The organism is Vibrio sp. 10N.261.52.A1 (assembly GCF_002876325.1).
In the GTDB taxonomy this organism is placed as follows: Bacteria; Pseudomonadota; Gammaproteobacteria; order Enterobacterales; family Vibrionaceae; genus Vibrio; species Vibrio chagasii.
In genome coordinates, this window is sequence record NZ_MCYD01000503.1 from 1 (window position 1) to 19003 (window position 19003).

Sequence of the window (19003 nt, forward strand, 5' to 3'; positions counted from 1 at the left end):
CTAATGAAGAAGTACTACAGGAACTGGCGCTAGATTACCCGCTACCTAAGTTGATCATTGAGTATCGTGGTCTTGCGAAGCTGAAGTCTACTTACACTGACAAACTACCGAAGATGATCAACGCGGAAACGGGTCGTGTTCACACCTCGTATCATCAAGCGGTAACGGCGACAGGTCGTTTGTCTTCGACGGATCCAAACCTACAGAACATCCCAATTCGTAATGAAGAAGGTCGTCGTATCCGCCAAGCATTCGTTGCACAGCATGGTTGGAAGATTCTAGCGGTCGATTACTCTCAAATTGAATTGCGTATCATGGCGCACCTATCGGGTGATAAAGCGCTTCTGGAAGCTTTCCAACAAGGCAAAGATATCCACGCGGCAACCGCAGCTGAGATCATTGGCGTTAATATTGAGGATGTGACTTCAGAGCAACGTCGTCGTGCTAAAGCGGTTAACTTCGGTCTTATCTACGGCATGAGTGCCTTTGGCTTGGCTAAGCAGCTAGGTATTCCTCGTGGTGAAGCACAGCACTACATGGATACTTACTTCGAGCGTTACCCTGGTGTGATGCAGTACATGGAAGACACACGCAGCGCAGCTTCAGAGCAGGGCTTCGTTGAAACCATTTACGGTCGTCGTCTGCACCTACCTGAAATTCAATCTCGTAATGGCATGCGTCGTAAGGCAGCTGAGCGTGCAGCGATCAACGCGCCAATGCAAGGTACAGCCGCAGACATCATTAAGAAAGCGATGCTGCTGGTTGATGAGTGGATTCAAGCGGAGGGTGATGGTCGAGTTAAGCTACTGATGCAAGTACACGATGAATTGGTATTTGAAGTGGAAGAGTCATCTTTAGCCGAAATTGAAAGTAAAGTACAAGAATTGATGGAATCTGCTGCTGAGCTAGAAGTACCGTTGGTGGCGGAAGCTGGCCACGGTGATAACTGGGATCAAGCCCACTAATCAGTTTTTGACCTTATTGAGCAAATTAGTATGAGCCAGTGCACAAACACTGGCTTTTTTTTGTCTCAAATAAAGTCGGGTTGGGAAAAGAGTTTAGGTGTTTTAATAAAACATTCATGAAAAAAAACTACAAAAATTGTTTTCATTTCTGAGCAATTGTTGTACATTAAATCTCGTAGGGTACAGAGGTAAGATGTTCTATCTTTCAGACCTTTTGTTTCACGTTATTGGATTAGGCTGATTCAGCCGCCCCAGTCAGTATTTGACTGGGGCGTTTTTTCTTGTGCGAAAGAAAAACATTTCCACCCTACAACCCCCCTGAAAAACGCCCCATTTCTAGTGCTTTTATTACGCTTTTTAAGTGCCTTCTTTCTCTCTTTCATTCGTGGTGAATTTGGAATTCAATCAGCAATTGGTAATTTAAATCCACACATAAAATGATTGTTTTATCATTTGAAATAACTTTTATTTTACAAGTTGCCGATAAAGGATTGATCGCTCGCGCCCTATTTATCAGTGCATTGAGTGGGTGAATGCTCAATGTAGTCCATGATTTGCTGTTGTTTTTCTGTGCTGTACTTGAGGGCTTCGGCGGTGATCTGTATGGACTGCGCCATTGAGGAGATATTGTTGGTCGCCTTTACCAAGGTTTGCTGCATTGGCTTCAAGATCAGTAGATAAATCGCGGTTAGGGCGATAATAATCACACCGACAACGGCAACCAACGCGATGATGATTTTGGTTTGGATATCATCGATCAGCGTTTGGCTTGTTTGCTTAAAGGCGGCGCGTGATTGGTCTAAGGCTTGTGGCAGTTGCTTGAGCGAGGTTTTGGTGGTTTCGGCGAGTTTGTTAATGCTTTCAACCGTTTGATTAAGCGCCAGTTGTTGTTCGTCACTAAGGTTAGGGTTATTGACGATGGCTTGCAGTGACTGAGATATCACCTCCAGAGACTGGCTCGCATCTTGAGCATACCTCTCCATGCCATCAAGGTCTAAAGTCATATCAACGTTGATCAGTGGCGTTTCCGTTGCTTCTTTTTCAGAGGCGAGTCCTGAAAATGAAACCATTATCAGTGCCATTGTGGCTAGGGGTATTTTCCACATGAGTGTTCTTTTCTCATTGTACTGTTTATAAAAGTTTGTCTTTTAGTATGGTTCACTTCTGTTGTTTGTAGCGGGTTTATCTTGCTTTTTATTCTTGGTTTTTGAGTTTAAACCGCTAATTTATAGACAAAAAAATACCCCACCTATATAAGGCAGGGTATTGATAAGGTGAGATCTGTTGAAGTCGCGATCGATTCGCTATGTGTTCCCTCTATATATAGAGGTTACTCTGAATCGTTGTGCTCTTCGTTTTCTAGCTCGTCGATGAGTTGTTCAGCAAGCGCTGGAGCAAACCATTCATCCATCTTGTTACGCAGTTGGTCAACACCAATGCCTTTCAATGAAGAGAATACGTCAACGGCGACATCACCACCGAAAGATTCTGCATCTTTGCGAATCTTCAGCAGCTGTGCTTTACGCGCGCCTTGTTTCAGCTTATCGGCCTTAGTTAGCAGTACTTGTACTGGAATACGGCTATCAATGGCCCAGAAAATCATTTGTTGGTCTAGGTCTTTCATCGGGTGGCGAATGTCCATCAATACCACCAAACCTTTTAACGATTCACGTTTTTGTAGGTATTCACCTAGCGACTTCTGCCACTTTTTCTTCATCTCAAGCGGTACTTGAGCAAAACCGTATCCAGGTAAATCGACGATATGACAACCGTCCGTTACTTTAAATAGGTTAATAAGCTGAGTTCGACCAGGTGTTTTACTGGTTTTCGCCAAGCTTTTTTGGTTTGTAACGCGATTTAACGCGCTAGATTTACCAGCATTGGAGCGTCCTGCAAACGCAATTTCGATCCCTTCGTCTTCTGGTAAGTGACGAATATCAGGTGCACTGGTAATGAAATGCGTGTTTTGATAATGAATTTTTACGCTCACTGTTAACTCCATCTCGACTTTGTGTAGTCGATTGATTACTTTTTTGTGAATTTGTGTAAAATAACCGTGCTCGGCATAAGGTCGCCTATTGTACCATGAGTGGCAACATAGAGTGGTACTGGAAGCTTGATAATTATAATGGAATGTCATGAAGAAATTAGCGCTAATTTTGAGTCTTTTAGCCAGCTGCTCAGTATGGGCTCAAGGTAGTATTGAAGCTGGTAAAGCCAAATCACAAACATGTGTTGCCTGCCACGGTGCTGACGGCAACAGTCTGATCACTCAGTACCCTAAGTTGGCTGGCCAACATGAGAAGTACCTAGAGAAGCAGTTAAAAGAGCTTAAGCTAGGTATGACAAGTGGTGGTAAGCAAGGTCGTAATGAACCTGTAATGGGTGCAATGGCGATGCCTCTGTCTGAACAAGACATGGCTGACCTAGCGGCATACTACGCATCTCTGCCAATCTCTAACAACTCTACTCCTGAGAACGTAGTTGAAGAAGGTAAGATCCTATACACAGCGGGCAACGCAGAGCGCGGCCTAACAGCGTGTATCGCTTGTCACGGCCCTCGTGGTAACGGCACCGAGCTGTCAGGCTTCCCTAAAATTTCAGGCCAACACGCAGAATACATCAAGGCTCAACTTGAAAAATTCCGCGATGGTAGCCGTAATAACGACATGAATGCGATGATGCGTGATGTAGCTAAAAAGTTAACAGACGCAGAAATTGATACCTTATCGAAGTACGTTGGTGGTCTACACTAATTTGTCGGTTTCTCGCTCTTAGCCAGAGTGAAGAAATGTACGTTCGAGCGAGATTGAAGAAGACGCCCCGATCAGAAATGATTGGGGCGTTTTCTTTTTTAGGTCATTACCAATAGATATTTGTGATGGTTTATCTTTTTGTGTCTAATTTATCAATGTGTGATCAATTAGTGTTCGAAAGTGTGAAGTCGCACTATTGTAGTCTTTTTGTAACACGGTAAAGTAACCGCCATCAGCTAGGAGCTGACTTAGATACGGATGATCATCTAGTCTAACGGTATAGACAGAAACGGATCAGGCTAGGACAGCCCAGCAACAAGGTGTTAGAAAAGGATAGCCAAAACTCATCAGGACGATGAACAACAAACAAATTTGGCATGGAAAGCACCAATAACAAATGGAGATTTGTGTACCAAGTTGAGTATGCAAATTTTGGCCGATATAGGCAGATTTAGAGAGCGATAGGTTTTCCTATCGCTTTTTTTATTGATTTGATGAAAAAACACCCAATACCTCTCCACTATAAACGCAGTTTCTGGTATGTTTCGCATCCCTGTTTAAGGATGTGCTATGTATACTTGTCCCTTATGCCATCACCAAGGCGTGAATCACTATTTTGAAGACAAACGCAGAGCCTATCTGCAGTGTCAGCAATGTGAGCTGGTATTTGTAAAACCAGATCAAAGGTTAGAAGCAAACGAAGAGAAAGCGCACTATGATCTCCATGAGAACGATCCTAGTGATGCCGGCTATCGCCGCTTTTTATCTCGCATCGCGGATCCATTAACAGACAAAATTTCATCTAACTCACACGGGTTGGATTTTGGTTGTGGCCCGGGCCCTACGCTATCTATTATGTTAGAAGAAGCCGGACACACCATGGAGTTGTACGATATTTACTACCACCCAGAAACTTCTGTGCTGGAGAAAACGTATGACTTTATGACTGCCACCGAGGTGATAGAGCATCTTTACCACCCAGATAAGGTGTGGCAGCAATGGTTGAATTTAGTTAAGCCCAAGGGCTGGATTGGTCTGATGACCAAGCTAGTAATAGACGTGGACGCGTTTGCTGGTTGGCACTATAAGAATGACCCGACACATGTCGTCTTCTTTAGTCGTCAAACATTCCAGTTTTTGGCAGAGCGGGATAAGCTCGAACTCGAATTTATTGGAAATGATGTAATTTTACTGAGGAAGACCCAGTAATGAGCCGTAGTAAAAAATCTAGAAAGCCGGGAGCATATGGTGCTCCTGAAGTTATCGTTACTCGTAACCGTAGCGAATCTGACGTTGAAGGTCGTGAACGTAAGCGTCTGAAAAAGCGTAAAGGCCTAAAATCAGGCAGCCGCCACTCAGATGGTAGCGACGCGAAACAACGTAAAGCAGCACAAGCTCGCGACCCACGTTTAGGCAGCAAGAAAAAAATCCCACTGATCGTTGAACCAGTGAAGAAGCTAACTAAGCAAGAGCGCAAGCTATCTAACGAGCAAGAGTTAGAGATGCTTGAGAATGATCCACAACTGAACACGCTACTAGACCGTATCGAAAATGGTGAAAACCTAGGTGCAGGTCTACAGAAGTTCGTTGATGAGAAGCTTGATCGTATTGAGCACCTAATGGGCCGTTTGGGTCTATTAGAGCCAGAAGACGATGAAGAAGAGTTCTTCGAAGAAACGCCGGTAGTATCGAACAAGAAAGCAAACTCAGATGAAGACTTGCTATCTCAATTCGAAGACATCGACTTAGACAGCTTTAAAGGTTAATAGCCAATGAACGTAACCTTATTAGCAATTGCTGGTGGAATTATCATTCTCGGCTTGGGCTCTTACGCAGGTTACCTTCTACTTCAAGTGAAGAAGCAGACGGAGTTGCAAAAGCAGCATCAAGCACTAGCGATTGAAAAACGTAACGCGACGATTTACGAAAACGTAAATACTTTGTGTCTTGCGGGTATTCAAGGCCAGTGTGATTTGCCTGAGATCAGTATCCGAGTGTGTATCATCATGGATAATGTTCAGGGAGATGAGCGTGTCGATCTTGACGCAGAATATCCGGCCCTTTCCGAGCTGTACCATATTGTTAAAGATATGGCGCGCGGAGAAGAAAGGCAGGAGCTGACAAAGAAAGAGCGCATGCAGCAGAATCTCACACGCCACAAGGCAGAGACTCGCTTGAACGATGCTGTCATCGAGGATTTGAAAAGGTTGCAGGAGAAGGTTAAGCCTCTTAACAACCAAATCAACATCCAGATGATCTAGTCGCTAAGACTATTAAATATAGAGGCTTGTTTACTACCGGTGTTTTTAAGATGAATTATCTTTAACCCGAGTGCTAAATGAGCCTTCTTACCTTTTGCACCTCCGTATTCCGGTGCATTGTTAGTGATCAAGCTAGCAGTTCTGAGTTTTTATCTAGAAAATGGATTTTGTCTTGAAACGACCTTACAGGTCGTGTGGCAAAATAACCCATCTATATTTTAATGTATGTAAATTGATTTGAGAGAGCCTACGTTCTCGCGGATCTAAATTGGAAGTACCGCTATGTCGAGCAAGCCAGTAACAACGAATCAGCAAATCGTTTGGGACCAAGAAATCTTAAACAAGTACAACTATTCGGGACCTCGTTACACTTCATACCCAACTGCGTTGGAGTTCCATGAAGCGTTTACCGTCTCTGATTACGACATGGCGTGTACGCAATACCCAGAGCGTCCACTGTCGCTTTACGTGCATATCCCGTTCTGCCATAAGCTTTGTTACTACTGTGGTTGTAACAAGGTGATTACTCGCCACTCGCACAAAGCGGACGAGTACCTAGATGTGATTGAGCATGAAATCCGCCAACGTGCTTCTTTATTGAATGGTCGCGAAGTGACTCAATTGCACTTCGGCGGTGGTACACCAACCTTCCTAAGCAAGACACAAATCACGCGTCTAATGATGATCCTACGTGATGAGTTTAACTTCACTGCTGACGCTGAGATCAGTATCGAGGTTGACCCACGTGAGATTGAACTCGACGTACTGGATCACCTGCGTAATGAAGGCTTCAACCGCCTGAGTATCGGTGTTCAAGATTTCAATAAAGAAGTGCAAAAGCTGGTTAATCGTGAGCAAGATGAAGAGTTCATCGTCGCTATGGTTCAGCGTGCTAAAGAGCTTGGCTTCCGTTCAACGAACCTAGATTTGATTTACGGTCTACCGAAGCAGACTCAAGCATTGTTCGCTGAAACGCTGAAGCAAGTGCTTGAGATGAAACCGGGTCGTCTATCGGTATTTAACTACGCCCACATGCCACAACTGTTTGCGGCGCAGCGTAAGATTAAAGATGAAGACCTACCAAAAGCTGAAGAGAAGATGGCGATCTTGCAAGATACTATCGAGACTCTAACGGGTGCTGGTTACCAGTTTATCGGTATGGACCACTTCGCGCTTCCAGAAGATGAGCTAGCAGTGGCACAGCGTGAAGGTGTGCTGCACCGTAATTTCCAAGGCTACACGACTCAGGGTGAGTGTGACCTAGTAGGCTTTGGTGTGTCGGCTATCTCTATGGTGGGTGACTCTTACGCGCAAAACCAAAAAGAGCTGAAGAAATACTACGCTCAAGTGAATGACCTTCGTCATGCGCTTTGGAAAGGTGTCGCACTAGATAACGATGATTTACTGCGTCGTGAAGTGATTAAGCAGCTGATCTGTAACTTTAAACTCGACAAGACGATGATCGAATCTGAGTTCGCTGTTGATTTTAATTGTTACTTCAAAGAAGACTTAGAGCTTCTGCAAACTTTCATTAACGATGACTTGGTTGAAGTCGACGACAAAGAAATCCGTGTAACGCTTCGTGGTCGTCTGTTGATTCGTAACATCTGTATGTGTTTCGATAAATACTTGCGTGCTAAGGCTCGCCAACAGCAGTTCTCGCGCGTTATCTAATCACTCGTTCAAGAATAAACACATAAAAAATGCCAGCATCATGCTGGCATTTTTGTATTCGGCTTACTCTAATCTTAGCTTGCTTAGGCAGTAGTCTGTTTGCGGCCTTGTTTAGCGTTAGCAAGGTCAGTCGGCCATTGGTCAAACGGCACCGGGCGACTGTATAGGAAGCCTTGCGCCTGCGGACATTGCAGCTGTTTAAGCAAGTCAGCTTGCTGCTGAGTCTCAACCCCTTCAGCGACTAAGCTAACCTTGAAGCCTCTGGTGATATTGACGATAGCGGCAACAATTGAGCTGTCTAGGTTCTCTTTATCGAGCTTGCTGACAAAGCTGCGGTCGATCTTAAGGCAGTCGAAAGGCAGTTTTTGTAGGTAGGCCAGCGACGAATATCCGGTACCAAAATCATCAATCGCAATTGAGATACCTAATGCTTTGAGTGTCAGCATGTTGTCGATGACCGTTGGGTCGTTATCGACGATTCGCGATTCGGTGATCTCCAAGGTGAGGTTCTTCGCTGGTAGCTTAGTGTCACTCAGAGTCTTCTTCACTAAATCAATGAACCCATTCTCACTAAGCTGGTCAACCGAGAGATTAACGTGAATAGAGAAGTCTTCACTCCACTTGCCTGACTCGATTGCGATGGCGGTATCTCGACAGGACTTGTGCAGGATCTGCTTACCTATGTCGTAGATAAGGCCGCTCTCCTCGGCAAGAGGAATAAACTCTAATGGTGAGATAATGCCTTCATCTGTTACCCAACGCGCTAGCGCTTCAGCCCCTATGGTTGAGCCTGATTCGAGATCGATGATTGGCTGATAAAATGGTTCGAACTGTTGAAGGTCGATCGCTTTATTGAGGCGCGCCAACATCTTGGTTCTATGCCTAGAAGCGTTCCCCATTTCCGGGCTGTAGATACTGACGCGTGCTTTGTCTTGCTTGGCGTTACTCAATGCGATGCTGCTATTACGAAGCCACACGGTAAAATCTTGCTCATTGGACACATGGACAATACCGATTGAGACTTTAATCATCACGCTCTCAGATTCCATTGCAAACGGAGAGGCGAAGGTCTGCAGTAGGCGATTTGCCAGCAGCTGAACGTCACTCTCTTGAGTGACGCTCGGTGCGTAGATAGCAAACTCATCACCACCAGTACGAGCCAGTAGATACTCTGAAGGTAGCATGCCACGTAAGCGTGCCGCGGATATGATCAATAGTTGGTCACCATTGTAATGGCCAAGGCTGTCATTGATGTCGCGGAAGCGGTCAATACCCACCAAGAATAGCGTGCCTTTCTCGTTAGCTGCACTCTTCTTAGCGGCATCGATCAAACCTTCTCTACTATATAGCTTAGTGAGCGAGTCGTAGGTCAGTTGAGACTGCAATTGCTTAAATGAGGCCTTTAAGTTGTTGGCCATTTCATTGAACGCTTCAACCAACATACTGGTTTCATAGATATGGCCAGACCTCGGCATATTGGTATCCCAATCACCGTTGGCAAGGCGCTTTGCCGCATCAGCGGTTGAGGTGATTGGCTGAGTAATACGGTTAAAGGCGATTAAGCCTAGGATGATGCCAATGCAGCTCACGGTAAGTCCAATTAGCCAGCTATTTCTTTGATTTTCAGGCAGCTCGCCAAGCAAGTTGGTTTTGGGTATCGACATACCGATAAACCAAGTGATGCCATGCTCATCCTGGTAGGGAGTGATTTGATTGAAGTACTGTTCGCCATCTAGGGTAAACCTGAAGCGTTGGGCGCCCATATTTTCAATCAAGTGCTGCTGGTCAACGTAGCTGGCGCTCTCTCGTATCACAGGGTTAGCACTCTCGATGGCCAATAAGCGTTGGCCTTTATGTGTTTTTCCTGTCCCCCAAGAAACCACACTGCCACTACCTGAGTGGGCAACCAAGCGTTGCTGCTGATCGATGATGTAGACCGACGCATCGGTTTTTTCTTTCAGTTCTCTCAAGAATGCGTTGAAGGTGTTGATCTTGATATCGCTAACGATAACCGCTTTGAACTCGTTGTCGTCATAGATAGGAGCAAGAGCTGAAAGGGTGATCTCTTGGCGTTCGTCCGCGTTGGCATAGATTGGAGACCATGACGGCTGTTTGTCATTGACCACAGGGCGATACCAAGGACGAACTCTAGGATCGTATCCGGAAATGACCGAGCGAATATCGTCACTGATCTTACTGCCGCGATAGATAACCAGCTGATCTTGAGTGCGGTCATCTTGGAGCATTAAGGTATAGCCGTTGTTGGCCTCTTTACGAAAACCGACATAGTTACCGTCTTCTGAACCAAAGCCGATCACATCTAATTGAGGGACGGCTGTGAAATGGTCAGAAAACTTATAAAGGATGTAGTCTTGAACCTTGCTAAGGTTTCCAGGCTGATACAGCTTGTGATAGCCGATGTTTTGGCTTAACGAGAGGTTGGCGTGAAATGGCTTCTCTAAGAACTCATCTAGGCTTTGATGAACGTTATCTGTGAGTGATGTTAGCTGGCGTGCACTAATATCACTCACCATCTCTTGGTAGCTTTGCTTTTGAGTGAAAACCATTACGCCCATAGTGAACAGAAAAATCAGCACGAAGGGCAGAACCACAGCGGTTCTCAATGTAATTTGTGTTTTCAAAGACATCGTTGCTACAACTTTGGTGAATAGTGTACTGTAATTGTACCGACACTATTCAAACCAAGCGACACTTTTTTGGTTAAAAAGTAGCTGCATCGAGAGTCATATAAGGCCTAGTACAGTTCTTTGAGTTTACGAGTTAGGGTGTTTCTTCCCCAGCCCAAAACCTTGGCTGCGTCTTGTTTGTGACCATTCGTATGGTTGAGTGCAGCCTCTAGCAGTATACGTTCAAACTCCGGAAGAGCATAAGTGAGCAGCTCTTTTTCTCCTGAATCAAGCGCACATTTTGCCCAATTAGCAAGTAGCTGCTGCCAGTTATCTCCAGTACCTGATGGTGCGACGGTTTTTTCTTCCAATAGCTCCGGTGGTAGGTCTGAAGGAAGGATTTCACTACCGCTCGCCATCACGGTCAACCAACGACAGATGTTCTCTAGTTGACGCACGTTACCCGGCCAATTTAGCTGATTCAGCTTGATTATGGTTTCTGGGTGCAGTGTCTTCACTTCCACACCAAGTTCTTCAGCCGCTGAGGCTAGGAAGTGATGAGTCAACTTTTCGATATCTTGTTTACGTTCACGTAGTGCAGGAATGTGAATCCGAATAACGTTGAGTCGGTGGAACAAATCTTCACGGAAATCGCCTTCATGCACTAGTCGCTCTAGATCTTGGTGGGTTGCCGCAACGATACGAACGTCTACCTTAACTGCAGAGTGACCGCCGACACGATAGAACTGACCATCAGAAAGTACACGCAACAAACGAGTTTGAATATCGAGTGGCATGTCACCGATCTCATCCAGAAATAGTGTGCCGCCGTTGGCTTGTTCAAAGCGTCCTTGGCGAACGCTGTTAGCGCCGGTAAAGGCACCTTTCTCGTGACCAAACAGTTCGGATTCGATGAGGTCTTTCGGTATTGCCGCCATATTGAGTGCGATGAAAGGCTTTTTTGCTCTTGGGCTATGACGATGCAAAGCGTGAGCAACCAACTCTTTACCAGTACCCGACTCACCATTAATCAGTACTGATATTGATGAGCGAGACAGACGACCAATAGCCCGAAATACCTCCTGCATTGCCGGAGCTTCACCAATGATCTCTGGCGCATTGGTCTCTTCAGAGGCCTCACTGGCTTGTTCGCGCTTCTGCTCTTGGCTGTGGGCGATCGCTCGTTCTACGAGCGTTAGCGTCTCATCGATATCAAATGGCTTAGGCAGGTATTCAAAGGCACCTTTTTGATAAGCATTGACTGCAGCATCCAAGTCGGAGTGCGCCGTCATGATGATCACCGGGAGGTCGGGAGAGCGCTGATGCACTTGGTGCAATAGTTCGATCCCGTCAATGCCGGGCATACGGATATCAGACACCAGTACATCGGGCGTCTCGCGCTCAAGCGCAAGTAGTACGCTCTCTGCATCAGCAAATGTTTCACACTTTATATCAGCTGATGAAAGTGTCTTTTCTACTACCCAGCGGATAGAGCTGTCGTCATCGACGACCCAAACGTATCCCTTACTCATAATTCAATTCCTTTGCAGCCAAATCTATTGTGATAATCATTGTTTTTATTGTTCTGTATTCGTTCCTTGCCTGAAACTCAGTTTCTCATTGATAGGTGTCACTTCGTTTAAATCGGCAAGTAAATCGTAAATGTGGTGTTCCCTGGCCAGCTCTCAACATCGATTTTTCCGTTGTGCTGGTCGATCAGGTTCTGAGAAATGGATAGTCCCAGCCCCGTGCCGCCTTCACGGCCGCTGACCATGGGGTAGAACAGGGTGTCTTTTAATTCATCGGGGATGCCCGGACCGTTATCGCTGATCTCAATACGTGCCGCGAGTTTGTGTCGCTGACCATGAATGTTGGCTTGATGCACCGTTCTGGTGCGAATAGTAATTTTGCCTGAATCTTGTGCCTTTAAAATCTGCGCCGCATTGCTCACGATATTGAGCATCGCCTGTTCCACCTGCGCTGAGTCCATCACTATTGGTGGCAGGCTTGGATCGTAGTCTCGCTCAATCGCCAGTGTGGATCCGGACTCGAGCTCGACCAACTGTCTGACTTTTTCGAGTATCTGGTGGAGGTTCTCTTCAGACTTGGTTCCCGGCTTTTGTGGGCCAAGTAGGCGGTCGACCAGAGCGCGCAAGCGGTCGGCTTGCTCAATAATGATCTGGGTGTATTCATTCAGCGACTGATCGGGAAGCATCTTTCCAAGTAATTGCGCTGCCCCTCTTAAGCCACCTAAAGGGTTCTTTATTTCATGAGCTAAACCGCGCACTAACAGCTTCGCCGCTTGTTGTTGCGCATGTTGGTTTAACTCTTGGCTAAGGCGCCTTTGCTGGTCTATCTTGCGCATCTCTACGAGCAACAGGGTTTCACGCTGCCAGGTAATTGGACTAACCGTCACCTCAAGCATCAGCGGGCGGTTGTCGACGACAAAGGTAACGTCACTGTCAGTAATGCTCTGGCCGCTTTGTAGAGGTTGAGTTAGAAGCGCTAAGTCGAGCGAGGCGTGTTGGATAAGTTGACTTAATGGGTGATCAACAATGCGTCTCGCACTTTGTGAAAAGAGTTGTTCAGCCGCCGGGTTGGCGTATCGCACGTATAACTGTTCATCGAGCATCAATGTCGAAGTCACCATATTGTCGAGAATGGCGTTGGAAAGATGGTGTGTATCTATGCTGTCGCTTTTGGCTGATCGATTCACTGTTTCGTCCTTGAACTGGTGTTTTTCTCACTGCACCAAATTGGTGCGTAGCTAAGTTCAAGTATGGCGCATATCAATCAGAAGCTAAAGATAATTCATAAAAGTCGCGAAAAGCTGCTGAGAACAGGCAAAAATTGATGTTATTCAGTCTCTTTTAACCTATTGGCCTACTTGATCGTCGCTCGATGTAAATACACGGTGACTGGAGTAGTAGATGCAATAAGCTTGCCGCTTCTATGTGCTTGAATTGCAATGGTGTGAGTGCCACGATCGATATCTTTCAACTGCCAGTTGGGTTGGGTTTGTGGTGCGCCATAGCGTCGCCCATCGAGCATCAATTGCAGCTGCTCGCCAATGCCCAGTTTACGGTTGAGTTCGATTTGAATTGAGATGAAGCCACGATTACTGCGGATAGTTTGGTCGTGAATGGGAGTGAGCATAGTAAGAGCTAATGGCGCTGGGACTTCTCGCTCGGTCTGTTGTGCTTTTGGTTGCTCTTGGCTTGGAATAGCCGAGGCGCTTTGATCGTCAACGGGTTTCGATGGCTCGAATTTAGGTGCGGGTGCTGAGGCTTGAACATCCGGAAGCTCAAGAGACTTAGCACCCTTGCCTGTCGGTGTATCACTAAAATGAAGTACGCCATCTTCATCTACCCAGGTATAAACTGTTTGAGCAGAGCATGAGAATGCGACTGTTAACCCGAACAGGAACAGTATTTTTTTCATATGGTTGGCCCCTTTCACCGTTAGGTGATTTCACGTTTGGCGTTGGTTTGTTATTGATTTTATTGTATTTAGCTCGACAGCCTCTGAGGGCTTTTGTCTATTTTCTAAGGCATGTTACGAAGAAGGAGAGGTTGGGAGAATATAAAAAAGGCCCGCCTGCGAGGCGAGCCTAATATTTAGTCAGCGATTCTTACATGATTGCAGTAAGAAAGCTTATCTACCAGAGATTAAACAGAGTAGTACAGTTCGAACTCAAGTGGGTGAGTTGTCATGTTTACTTTCTCTACATCTTGAGACTTAAGGTCGATGTAAGAGTCGATGAAGTCGTCAGAGAATACACCGCCAGCTGTTAGGAACTCACGGTCAGCGTCTAGACACTCTAGAGCTTCTTTTAGTGAGTAAGCCACTGTTGGGATTTCTGCCGCTTCTTCAGCTGGTAGGTCGTATAGATCTTTATCCATAGCTTCGCCTGGGTGGATCTTGTTCTTAATACCGTCAAGACCAGCCATTAGCATTGCTGAGTAGCATAGGTATGGGTTCGCTGCTGGGTCACCAAAACGTAGCTCGATACGACGTGCTTTAGGGCTTGGTACCACTGGGATACGGATAGAAGCAGAACGGTTACGTGCAGAGTAAGCAAGCATAACTGGAGCTTCGAAGCCTGGTACAAGACGCTTGTACGAGTTAGTTGATGGGTTAGCAAATGCGTTGATAGCGCGAGCGTGCTTGATTACACCACCGATGTAGTAAAGTGCCATTTCAGATAGGCCGCCGTACTTATCACCAGCAAACAGGTTTACACCGTCTTTTGCTAGAGATTGGTGAACGTGCATACCAGAACCGTTATCACCAACTAGTGGTTTAGGCATGAATGTCGCTGTTTTACCAAATGCGTGAGCAACGTTGTGTACAACGTACTTGTAGATTTGAGTTTCGTCAGCTTTCGTTGTTAGCGTGTTGAAGCGAGTTGCGATTTCGTTTTGACCCGCAGTTGCTACTTCGTGGTGGTGCGCTTCTACAACTAGGCCCATCTCTTCCATTACTAGACACATTGCTGAACGGATGTCTTGAGATGAATCAACTGGAGCTACTGGGAAGTAACCGCCTTTAACGCCTGGACGGTGACCTTTGTTACCGCCTTCTACGTCAGAACCTGTGTTCCATGCTGCTTCGATGTCGTCGATCTTGAAGAAAGAACCTGACATGTCAGTTGCAAATTTAACGTCGTCAAATAGGAAGAACTCTGGCTCAGGACCGATTAGAACTGTGTCTGCGATACCTGTAGAGCGCATGTACTCTTCAGAGCGTTTTGCGATTGAGCGTGGGTCACGGTCGTAGCCTTGCATAGTTGCAGGCTCTAGAATGTCACAACGGATGTTTAGCGTTGCGTCTTCTGTGAATGGGTCTAGAACAGCAGATGATGCGTCTGGCATCATTACCATGTCAGATTCGTTGATGCCTTTCCAACCAGCTACTGAAGAGCCGTCGAACATTTTACCTTCTTCGAAGAAGTCTGCGTCAACTTGGTGAGAAGGAATAGAGATATGCTGCTCTTTACCTTTAGTATCTGTAAAGCGTAGGTCTACAAATTTAACTTCGTTCTCTTGGATCAGCGATAGTACGTTTTCTACTGACATCTTGGATAACCTCCAGTGTTATTAATTTGGTATTAGCTCGATTCGGTTGAAACTAGCATTGATTAATGTCTAACAAGTGCATTAATCGATGCTGATTTATCTATTGCCAAAAGCGTGCCAAAAAAAATTATTCCATTAATTTCAATGTGTTACTTGTTTTTCTGTTTCGCCTGTCTCTAGTTTTGCACCAAAATGATCTTTGGTTGCACTATATTGGTGCATTTATTTGTCGATGCACCAATATGAGACAAAAGCGAACACCATTCAGCAATGAATTGCAGACATTGTCAATCCACTTTTGTTATTTAGCCGGAGTTTTGGCGAGTTACTCGCGTACGAGACTTTTTAGAATCCTACAGATTTTGCTAGCCAACACTGTACTGAATCAAAGTTAAGCCAATGTGAATCGCTAACTAAGAAAAAAGCCTTGGTTCAGATCACATATTTCTGGGTTTTTGTCTAGAATCTGGTATATTATTGACCGTTTTTTTAATCAAGCTAGTGGCATTTCCTCTATTTTCAGAGGTCATTTGCGGCTACTTTTATGAGTGAATCGAGAATCCATGTCTACTCCACAGATTGATAAGTTAAGAAATATCGCGATCATCGCGCACGTTGACCACGGTAAAACGACTTTGGTTGATAAACTGCTACAACAGTCAGGCACTCTTGAGTCTCGTGGTGAAGCTGAAGAGCGTGTCATGGATTCGAATGACATCGAAAAAGAGCGTGGCATTACCATTCTTGCTAAGAACACAGCAATCAACTGGAATGATTACCGCATCAACATCGTAGATACCCCGGGACACGCGGACTTCGGTGGTGAAGTTGAGCGTATCATGTCTATGGTTGACTCTGTTCTACTGATCGTTGACGCAGTTGACGGCCCAATGCCTCAAACTCGTTTCGTAACGCAAAAAGCATTCGCACACGGTCTTAAGCCAATCGTTGTAATCAACAAGATTGACCGCCCAGGCGCTCGCCCTGATTGGGTTATGGATCAAGTATTCGACCTTTTCGACAACCTAGGTGCGACTGATGAGCAACTAGACTTCACAGTTGTTTACGCTTCAGCTCTAAACGGTTGGGCAACAATGACTGAAGGCGAAACTGGTACAGACATGGAACCACTGTTCCAAGCTGTTGTTGATACAGTAGACGCGCCAGCTGTTGACCTTGACGGTCCACTACAAATGCAAGTTTCTCAACTAGATTACAGCTCTTACGTAGGTGTTATCGGTGTTGCACGTGTTACTCGTGGTTCTGTTAAGCCAAACCAACAAGTATCTATCATCGGCGCTGACGGTAAGAAGCGTAACGGTAAAGTAGGTACTGTACTAGGTTACCTAGGCCTTGACCGTCACGAAGTTGAACAAGCTAACGCTGGTGACATCATTGCAATCACTGGTCTTGGTGAGCTTAAAATCTCTGACACTATCTGTGACGTGAACAACGTTGAAGCGATGACTCCGCTTTCTGTTGATGAACCAACAGTAACAATGACGTTCCAAGTAAACACTTCTCCGTTCGCGGGTAAAGAAGGTAAGTTCGTAACTTCACGTAACATCCTTGAGCGTCTAGAGAAAGAACTAGTACACAACGTTGCACTACGTGTTGAACAAACAGACGATCCAGACCGTTTCCGTGTATCTGGTCGTGGTGAACTTCACCTTTCTATCCTGATCGAGAACATGCGTCGTGAAGGCTTCGAGCTAGCAGTATCTCGTCCAGAAGTAATCATCAAGAAAGATGAAGATGGCAACCTAACAGAACCGTTTGAAACAGTGACTATCGATGTGCTTGAAGAGCACCAAGGTGGCATCATGGAAAACATCGGTCTACGTAAAGGTGAGCTAACTGATATGTCTCCAGATGGCAAAGGCCGTGTTCGCATGGACTTCATGATGCCTTCTCGTGGTCTTATCGGTTTCCAAACTGAGTTCCTAACGCTAACGTCTGGTTCTGGTCTTCTTTACCACACGTTCGATCACTACGGTCCACACAAAGGTGGCGTAATTGGTCAACGTAACAACGGTGTTCTAATCTCGAACGCAACCGGTAAAGCTCTGACTTACGCATTATTCAACCTACAAGAGCGTGGTCGTCTATTCGCTGAGCACGCAGACGAAGTATACGAAGGTCAAATCATCGGTATTCACAACCGTTCAAACGACCTGACAGTAAACTGTCTGAAAGGTAAGCAGCTAACGAACGTTCGTGCATCTGGTACTGATGAAGCACAGGTTCTTTCGCCACCTATCCGTCACACTCTAGAGCAAGCTCTTGAGTTCATCGACGAAGACGAACTAGTAGAAGTAACGCCAGAAAACATTCGTATCCGTAAGAAGCTTCTTACTGAAAACGAACGTAAGCGTGCAGCACGTCCAGCTAAAGCTTAATTGCTCGCTGACTAGCTTCTAGCTAAGTAAATAAGAAAGCCCTGAGTAGCCAAGCTGCTCAGGGCTTTTGTTTTTTTAGTTAGCTAAGATACGAGTAAACGAGATGCGGGATACGAAGAGCGTGTTCCATCTCTATTCGCAGAGTCGTCACTCCAGAATCGAAGAACGAGATATCAGTAACCTTTTTACGGCTCGGAAGAGATTCCCTATCACGCTCGTGCCTCGCTGCAGGGAATGACGGAAGTTTGTTTGATAGGTTGAGAATAAGCGAGATACGAAGAGCGCGTTTAGATTGGAGATGGCCAAATACTCAGAGGGTGAGTATCTTACGTGCCTGTTCTCTTTTATCCATTTTCTGTCATCGAATCGTCATTCCAGAATTGAGGAACGAGATATCTGGAATCTTTTTACGGCATGGAAGAAGAGATTCCCTATCACGCTCGTGCCTCGCTGTAGGGAATGACAGAAGTCTGTTTGGTGGTTACGAATAAGCGGGATGCGTGATACGAGGAGCGTGTTTAGACTGGAGATAACCAGGTACTAAGAGGGTGAGTATCTTCGGTGCCCGTTCTCTTTTATCCATTTCCTGTCATCGAATCGTCATTCCAGAATTGAGGAACGAAATATCTGGAATCTCTCTTAGATATACACTGGCAGCAGGCAAGATATGCTCACTAAGTTAGAGCGTAGCTTTGATTGCTAGCTGACTTTCAACGAACAGCACTCGCTCAGCGACCGACATAAACGGCACTTCAACTACCTCATAACCAAGCTCTTGATAGACTCTCACCAGCGCGTGGTGAATCTCTAACGCTTCTTCGAATGGATAAGGGCGCACTTCATCTTGAACATAAATGGAAGCCTCTGGGCGGCAGAAGAAGACTTGTGAGTGATAGCCTTGGCTCGCTTCTCGATAGGCCGCATCGATCTCTAGGTTAGCCTGAGCCAAATAGCCACAAATGTCGGGAATGGCGCGATCGAGAAAGGCAATCGGATGTTGATTGGCTTGGTCTTTTTGCTCGCCCATCATACCTAAACAAAGCTCAGCAAAGCCGGGAAGGTCTACCCAAGGTAAGATACCGTCTTCAAGCTGACTTTGCTGTTCTATTAACTGACGAGAGGACTCTGCTAAGGTGGGGTAACCCGCATCAGCCAATGCATTAATCAGAGTGGTTTTTCCGGCGCCAGGGCCGCCAGTTATAATGATTGGATTCATACGGGCTTATCTTGTTTTGTCTTTTTA

Annotated in this window: 15 protein-coding genes; 7 read left to right on the forward strand and 8 right to left on the reverse strand. The window is 45.7% G+C overall.

All coding sequences use genetic code 11. From position 1 onward, the window contains the following. A partial coding sequence (locus tag BCT81_RS06005) for a DNA polymerase (protein WP_241908172.1) occupies positions 1 to 965 on the forward strand: 965 nt, incomplete at its 5' end. A 506-nt stretch (positions 966 to 1471) separates the two neighbouring features. Here BCT81_RS06005 and BCT81_RS06010 read toward each other — a convergent pair. Both BCT81_RS06010 and yihA read right to left on the reverse strand, forming a co-directional pair. Further along, positions 1472 to 2071: a GTP-binding protein gene (locus BCT81_RS06010; protein WP_102423522.1), complete on the reverse strand. Its 600-nt coding sequence runs from the start codon at positions 2069 to 2071 to the stop codon at positions 1472 to 1474. 224 nt (positions 2072 to 2295) lie between these two features. Beyond that, the gene (gene yihA / locus BCT81_RS06015; RefSeq protein ID WP_032498332.1) at positions 2296 to 2955 is read right to left on the reverse strand and encodes a ribosome biogenesis GTP-binding protein YihA/YsxC; all 660 of its coding nucleotides are present in this window, start codon (positions 2953 to 2955) and stop codon (positions 2296 to 2298) included. A 148-nt stretch (positions 2956 to 3103) separates the two neighbouring features. Between yihA and BCT81_RS06020 the strand changes: the two genes are divergently transcribed. The 5 genes from BCT81_RS06020 to hemN all read left to right on the forward strand — a co-directional run bounded on the left by BCT81_RS06020 (position 3104) and on the right by hemN (position 7656). Beyond that, the gene (locus BCT81_RS06020) at positions 3104 to 3721 is read left to right on the forward strand and encodes a c-type cytochrome (RefSeq protein WP_102423523.1); all 618 of its coding nucleotides are present in this window, start codon (positions 3104 to 3106) and stop codon (positions 3719 to 3721) included. 570 nt (positions 3722 to 4291) lie between these two features. Further along, a complete protein-coding gene (locus BCT81_RS06025) occupies positions 4292 to 4930 on the forward strand; it encodes a class I SAM-dependent methyltransferase (protein WP_102423524.1) in 639 nt (212 codons plus the stop codon). Further along, entirely contained in the window at positions 4930 to 5487 is a 558-nt protein-coding gene (yihI, locus tag BCT81_RS06030) for a Der GTPase-activating protein YihI (RefSeq protein ID WP_102423525.1), read from the forward strand. Before BCT81_RS06025 ends, yihI begins: the two co-directional genes overlap by 1 nt. Positions 5488 to 5493: 6 nt before the next feature. Further along, positions 5494 to 5982: a DUF2489 domain-containing protein gene (locus BCT81_RS06035; protein ID WP_008218483.1), complete on the forward strand. Its 489-nt coding sequence runs from the start codon at positions 5494 to 5496 to the stop codon at positions 5980 to 5982. 282 nt (positions 5983 to 6264) lie between these two features. Then, positions 6265 to 7656 (forward strand): oxygen-independent coproporphyrinogen III oxidase, encoded by a 1392-nt coding sequence (hemN, locus tag BCT81_RS06040; protein WP_102423526.1) that lies wholly within the window; start codon positions 6265 to 6267, stop codon positions 7654 to 7656. Positions 7657 to 7739: 83 nt separating this feature from the next. Here the strand turns inward: hemN and BCT81_RS06045 are convergent, their stop codons facing one another. The 5 genes from BCT81_RS06045 to glnA all read right to left on the reverse strand — a co-directional run bounded on the left by BCT81_RS06045 (position 7740) and on the right by glnA (position 15361). After that, positions 7740 to 10304 (reverse strand): EAL domain-containing protein, encoded by a 2565-nt coding sequence (locus BCT81_RS06045; protein WP_102423527.1) that lies wholly within the window; start codon positions 10302 to 10304, stop codon positions 7740 to 7742. Positions 10305 to 10411: 107 nt separating this feature from the next. Then, the gene (gene glnG / locus BCT81_RS06050) at positions 10412 to 11815 is read right to left on the reverse strand and encodes a nitrogen regulation protein NR(I) (RefSeq protein WP_102423528.1); all 1404 of its coding nucleotides are present in this window, start codon (positions 11813 to 11815) and stop codon (positions 10412 to 10414) included. Positions 11816 to 11922: 107 nt separating this feature from the next. Then, positions 11923 to 12999: a nitrogen regulation protein NR(II) gene (glnL, locus tag BCT81_RS06055; RefSeq protein WP_061033103.1), complete on the reverse strand. Its 1077-nt coding sequence runs from the start codon at positions 12997 to 12999 to the stop codon at positions 11923 to 11925. Positions 13000 to 13166: 167 nt separating this feature from the next. Beyond that, entirely contained in the window at positions 13167 to 13724 is a 558-nt protein-coding gene (locus BCT81_RS06060; protein WP_102423529.1) for a DUF4124 domain-containing protein, read from the reverse strand. Positions 13725 to 13951: 227 nt separating this feature from the next. Further along, positions 13952 to 15361 carry a glutamate--ammonia ligase gene (gene glnA / locus BCT81_RS06065; RefSeq protein ID WP_004741473.1) on the reverse strand — a complete coding sequence of 470 codons (1410 nt, stop codon included), beginning with the start codon at positions 15359 to 15361 and terminating at the stop codon, positions 13952 to 13954. Between the two features lie 563 nt (positions 15362 to 15924). Here glnA and typA point away from each other — a divergent pair. Next, complete coding sequence (typA, locus tag BCT81_RS06075) at positions 15925 to 17760, forward strand: translational GTPase TypA (protein ID WP_008218470.1); 1836 nt, start codon at positions 15925 to 15927, stop codon at positions 17758 to 17760. A gap of 679 nt (positions 17761 to 18439) precedes the next feature. Here the strand turns inward: typA and BCT81_RS06080 are convergent. Next, complete coding sequence (locus tag BCT81_RS06080) at positions 18440 to 18976, reverse strand: AAA family ATPase (RefSeq protein ID WP_102423530.1); 537 nt, start codon at positions 18974 to 18976, stop codon at positions 18440 to 18442. Positions 18977 to 19003: the final 27 nt, after the last annotated feature.

What these genes read in the sequence shown, in the direction of transcription:
- BCT81_RS06010 (WP_102423522.1), bottom strand. Translation starts at nt 2,071, where the DNA reads ATGTGGAAAATACCCCTAGCCACAATGGCACTGATAATGGTTTCATTT.
- BCT81_RS06020 (WP_102423523.1), top strand. Translation starts at nt 3,104, where the DNA reads ATGAAGAAATTAGCGCTAATTTTGAGTCTTTTAGCCAGCTGCTCAGTA.
- BCT81_RS06025 (WP_102423524.1), top strand. Translation starts at nt 4,292, where the DNA reads ATGTATACTTGTCCCTTATGCCATCACCAAGGCGTGAATCACTATTTT.
- yihI (WP_102423525.1), top strand. Translation starts at nt 4,930, where the DNA reads ATGAGCCGTAGTAAAAAATCTAGAAAGCCGGGAGCATATGGTGCTCCT.
- BCT81_RS06035 (WP_008218483.1), top strand. Translation starts at nt 5,494, where the DNA reads ATGAACGTAACCTTATTAGCAATTGCTGGTGGAATTATCATTCTCGGC.
- hemN (WP_102423526.1), top strand. Translation starts at nt 6,265, where the DNA reads ATGTCGAGCAAGCCAGTAACAACGAATCAGCAAATCGTTTGGGACCAA.
- BCT81_RS06045 (WP_102423527.1), bottom strand. Translation starts at nt 10,304, where the DNA reads ATGTCTTTGAAAACACAAATTACATTGAGAACCGCTGTGGTTCTGCCC.
- glnG (WP_102423528.1), bottom strand. Translation starts at nt 11,815, where the DNA reads ATGAGTAAGGGATACGTTTGGGTCGTCGATGACGACAGCTCTATCCGC.
- BCT81_RS06060 (WP_102423529.1), bottom strand. Translation starts at nt 13,724, where the DNA reads ATGAAAAAAATACTGTTCCTGTTCGGGTTAACAGTCGCATTCTCATGC.
- glnA (WP_004741473.1), bottom strand. Translation starts at nt 15,361, where the DNA reads ATGTCAGTAGAAAACGTACTATCGCTGATCCAAGAGAACGAAGTTAAA.
- typA (WP_008218470.1), top strand. Translation starts at nt 15,925, where the DNA reads ATGTCTACTCCACAGATTGATAAGTTAAGAAATATCGCGATCATCGCG.
- BCT81_RS06080 (WP_102423530.1), bottom strand. Translation starts at nt 18,976, where the DNA reads ATGAATCCAATCATTATAACTGGCGGCCCTGGCGCCGGAAAAACCACT.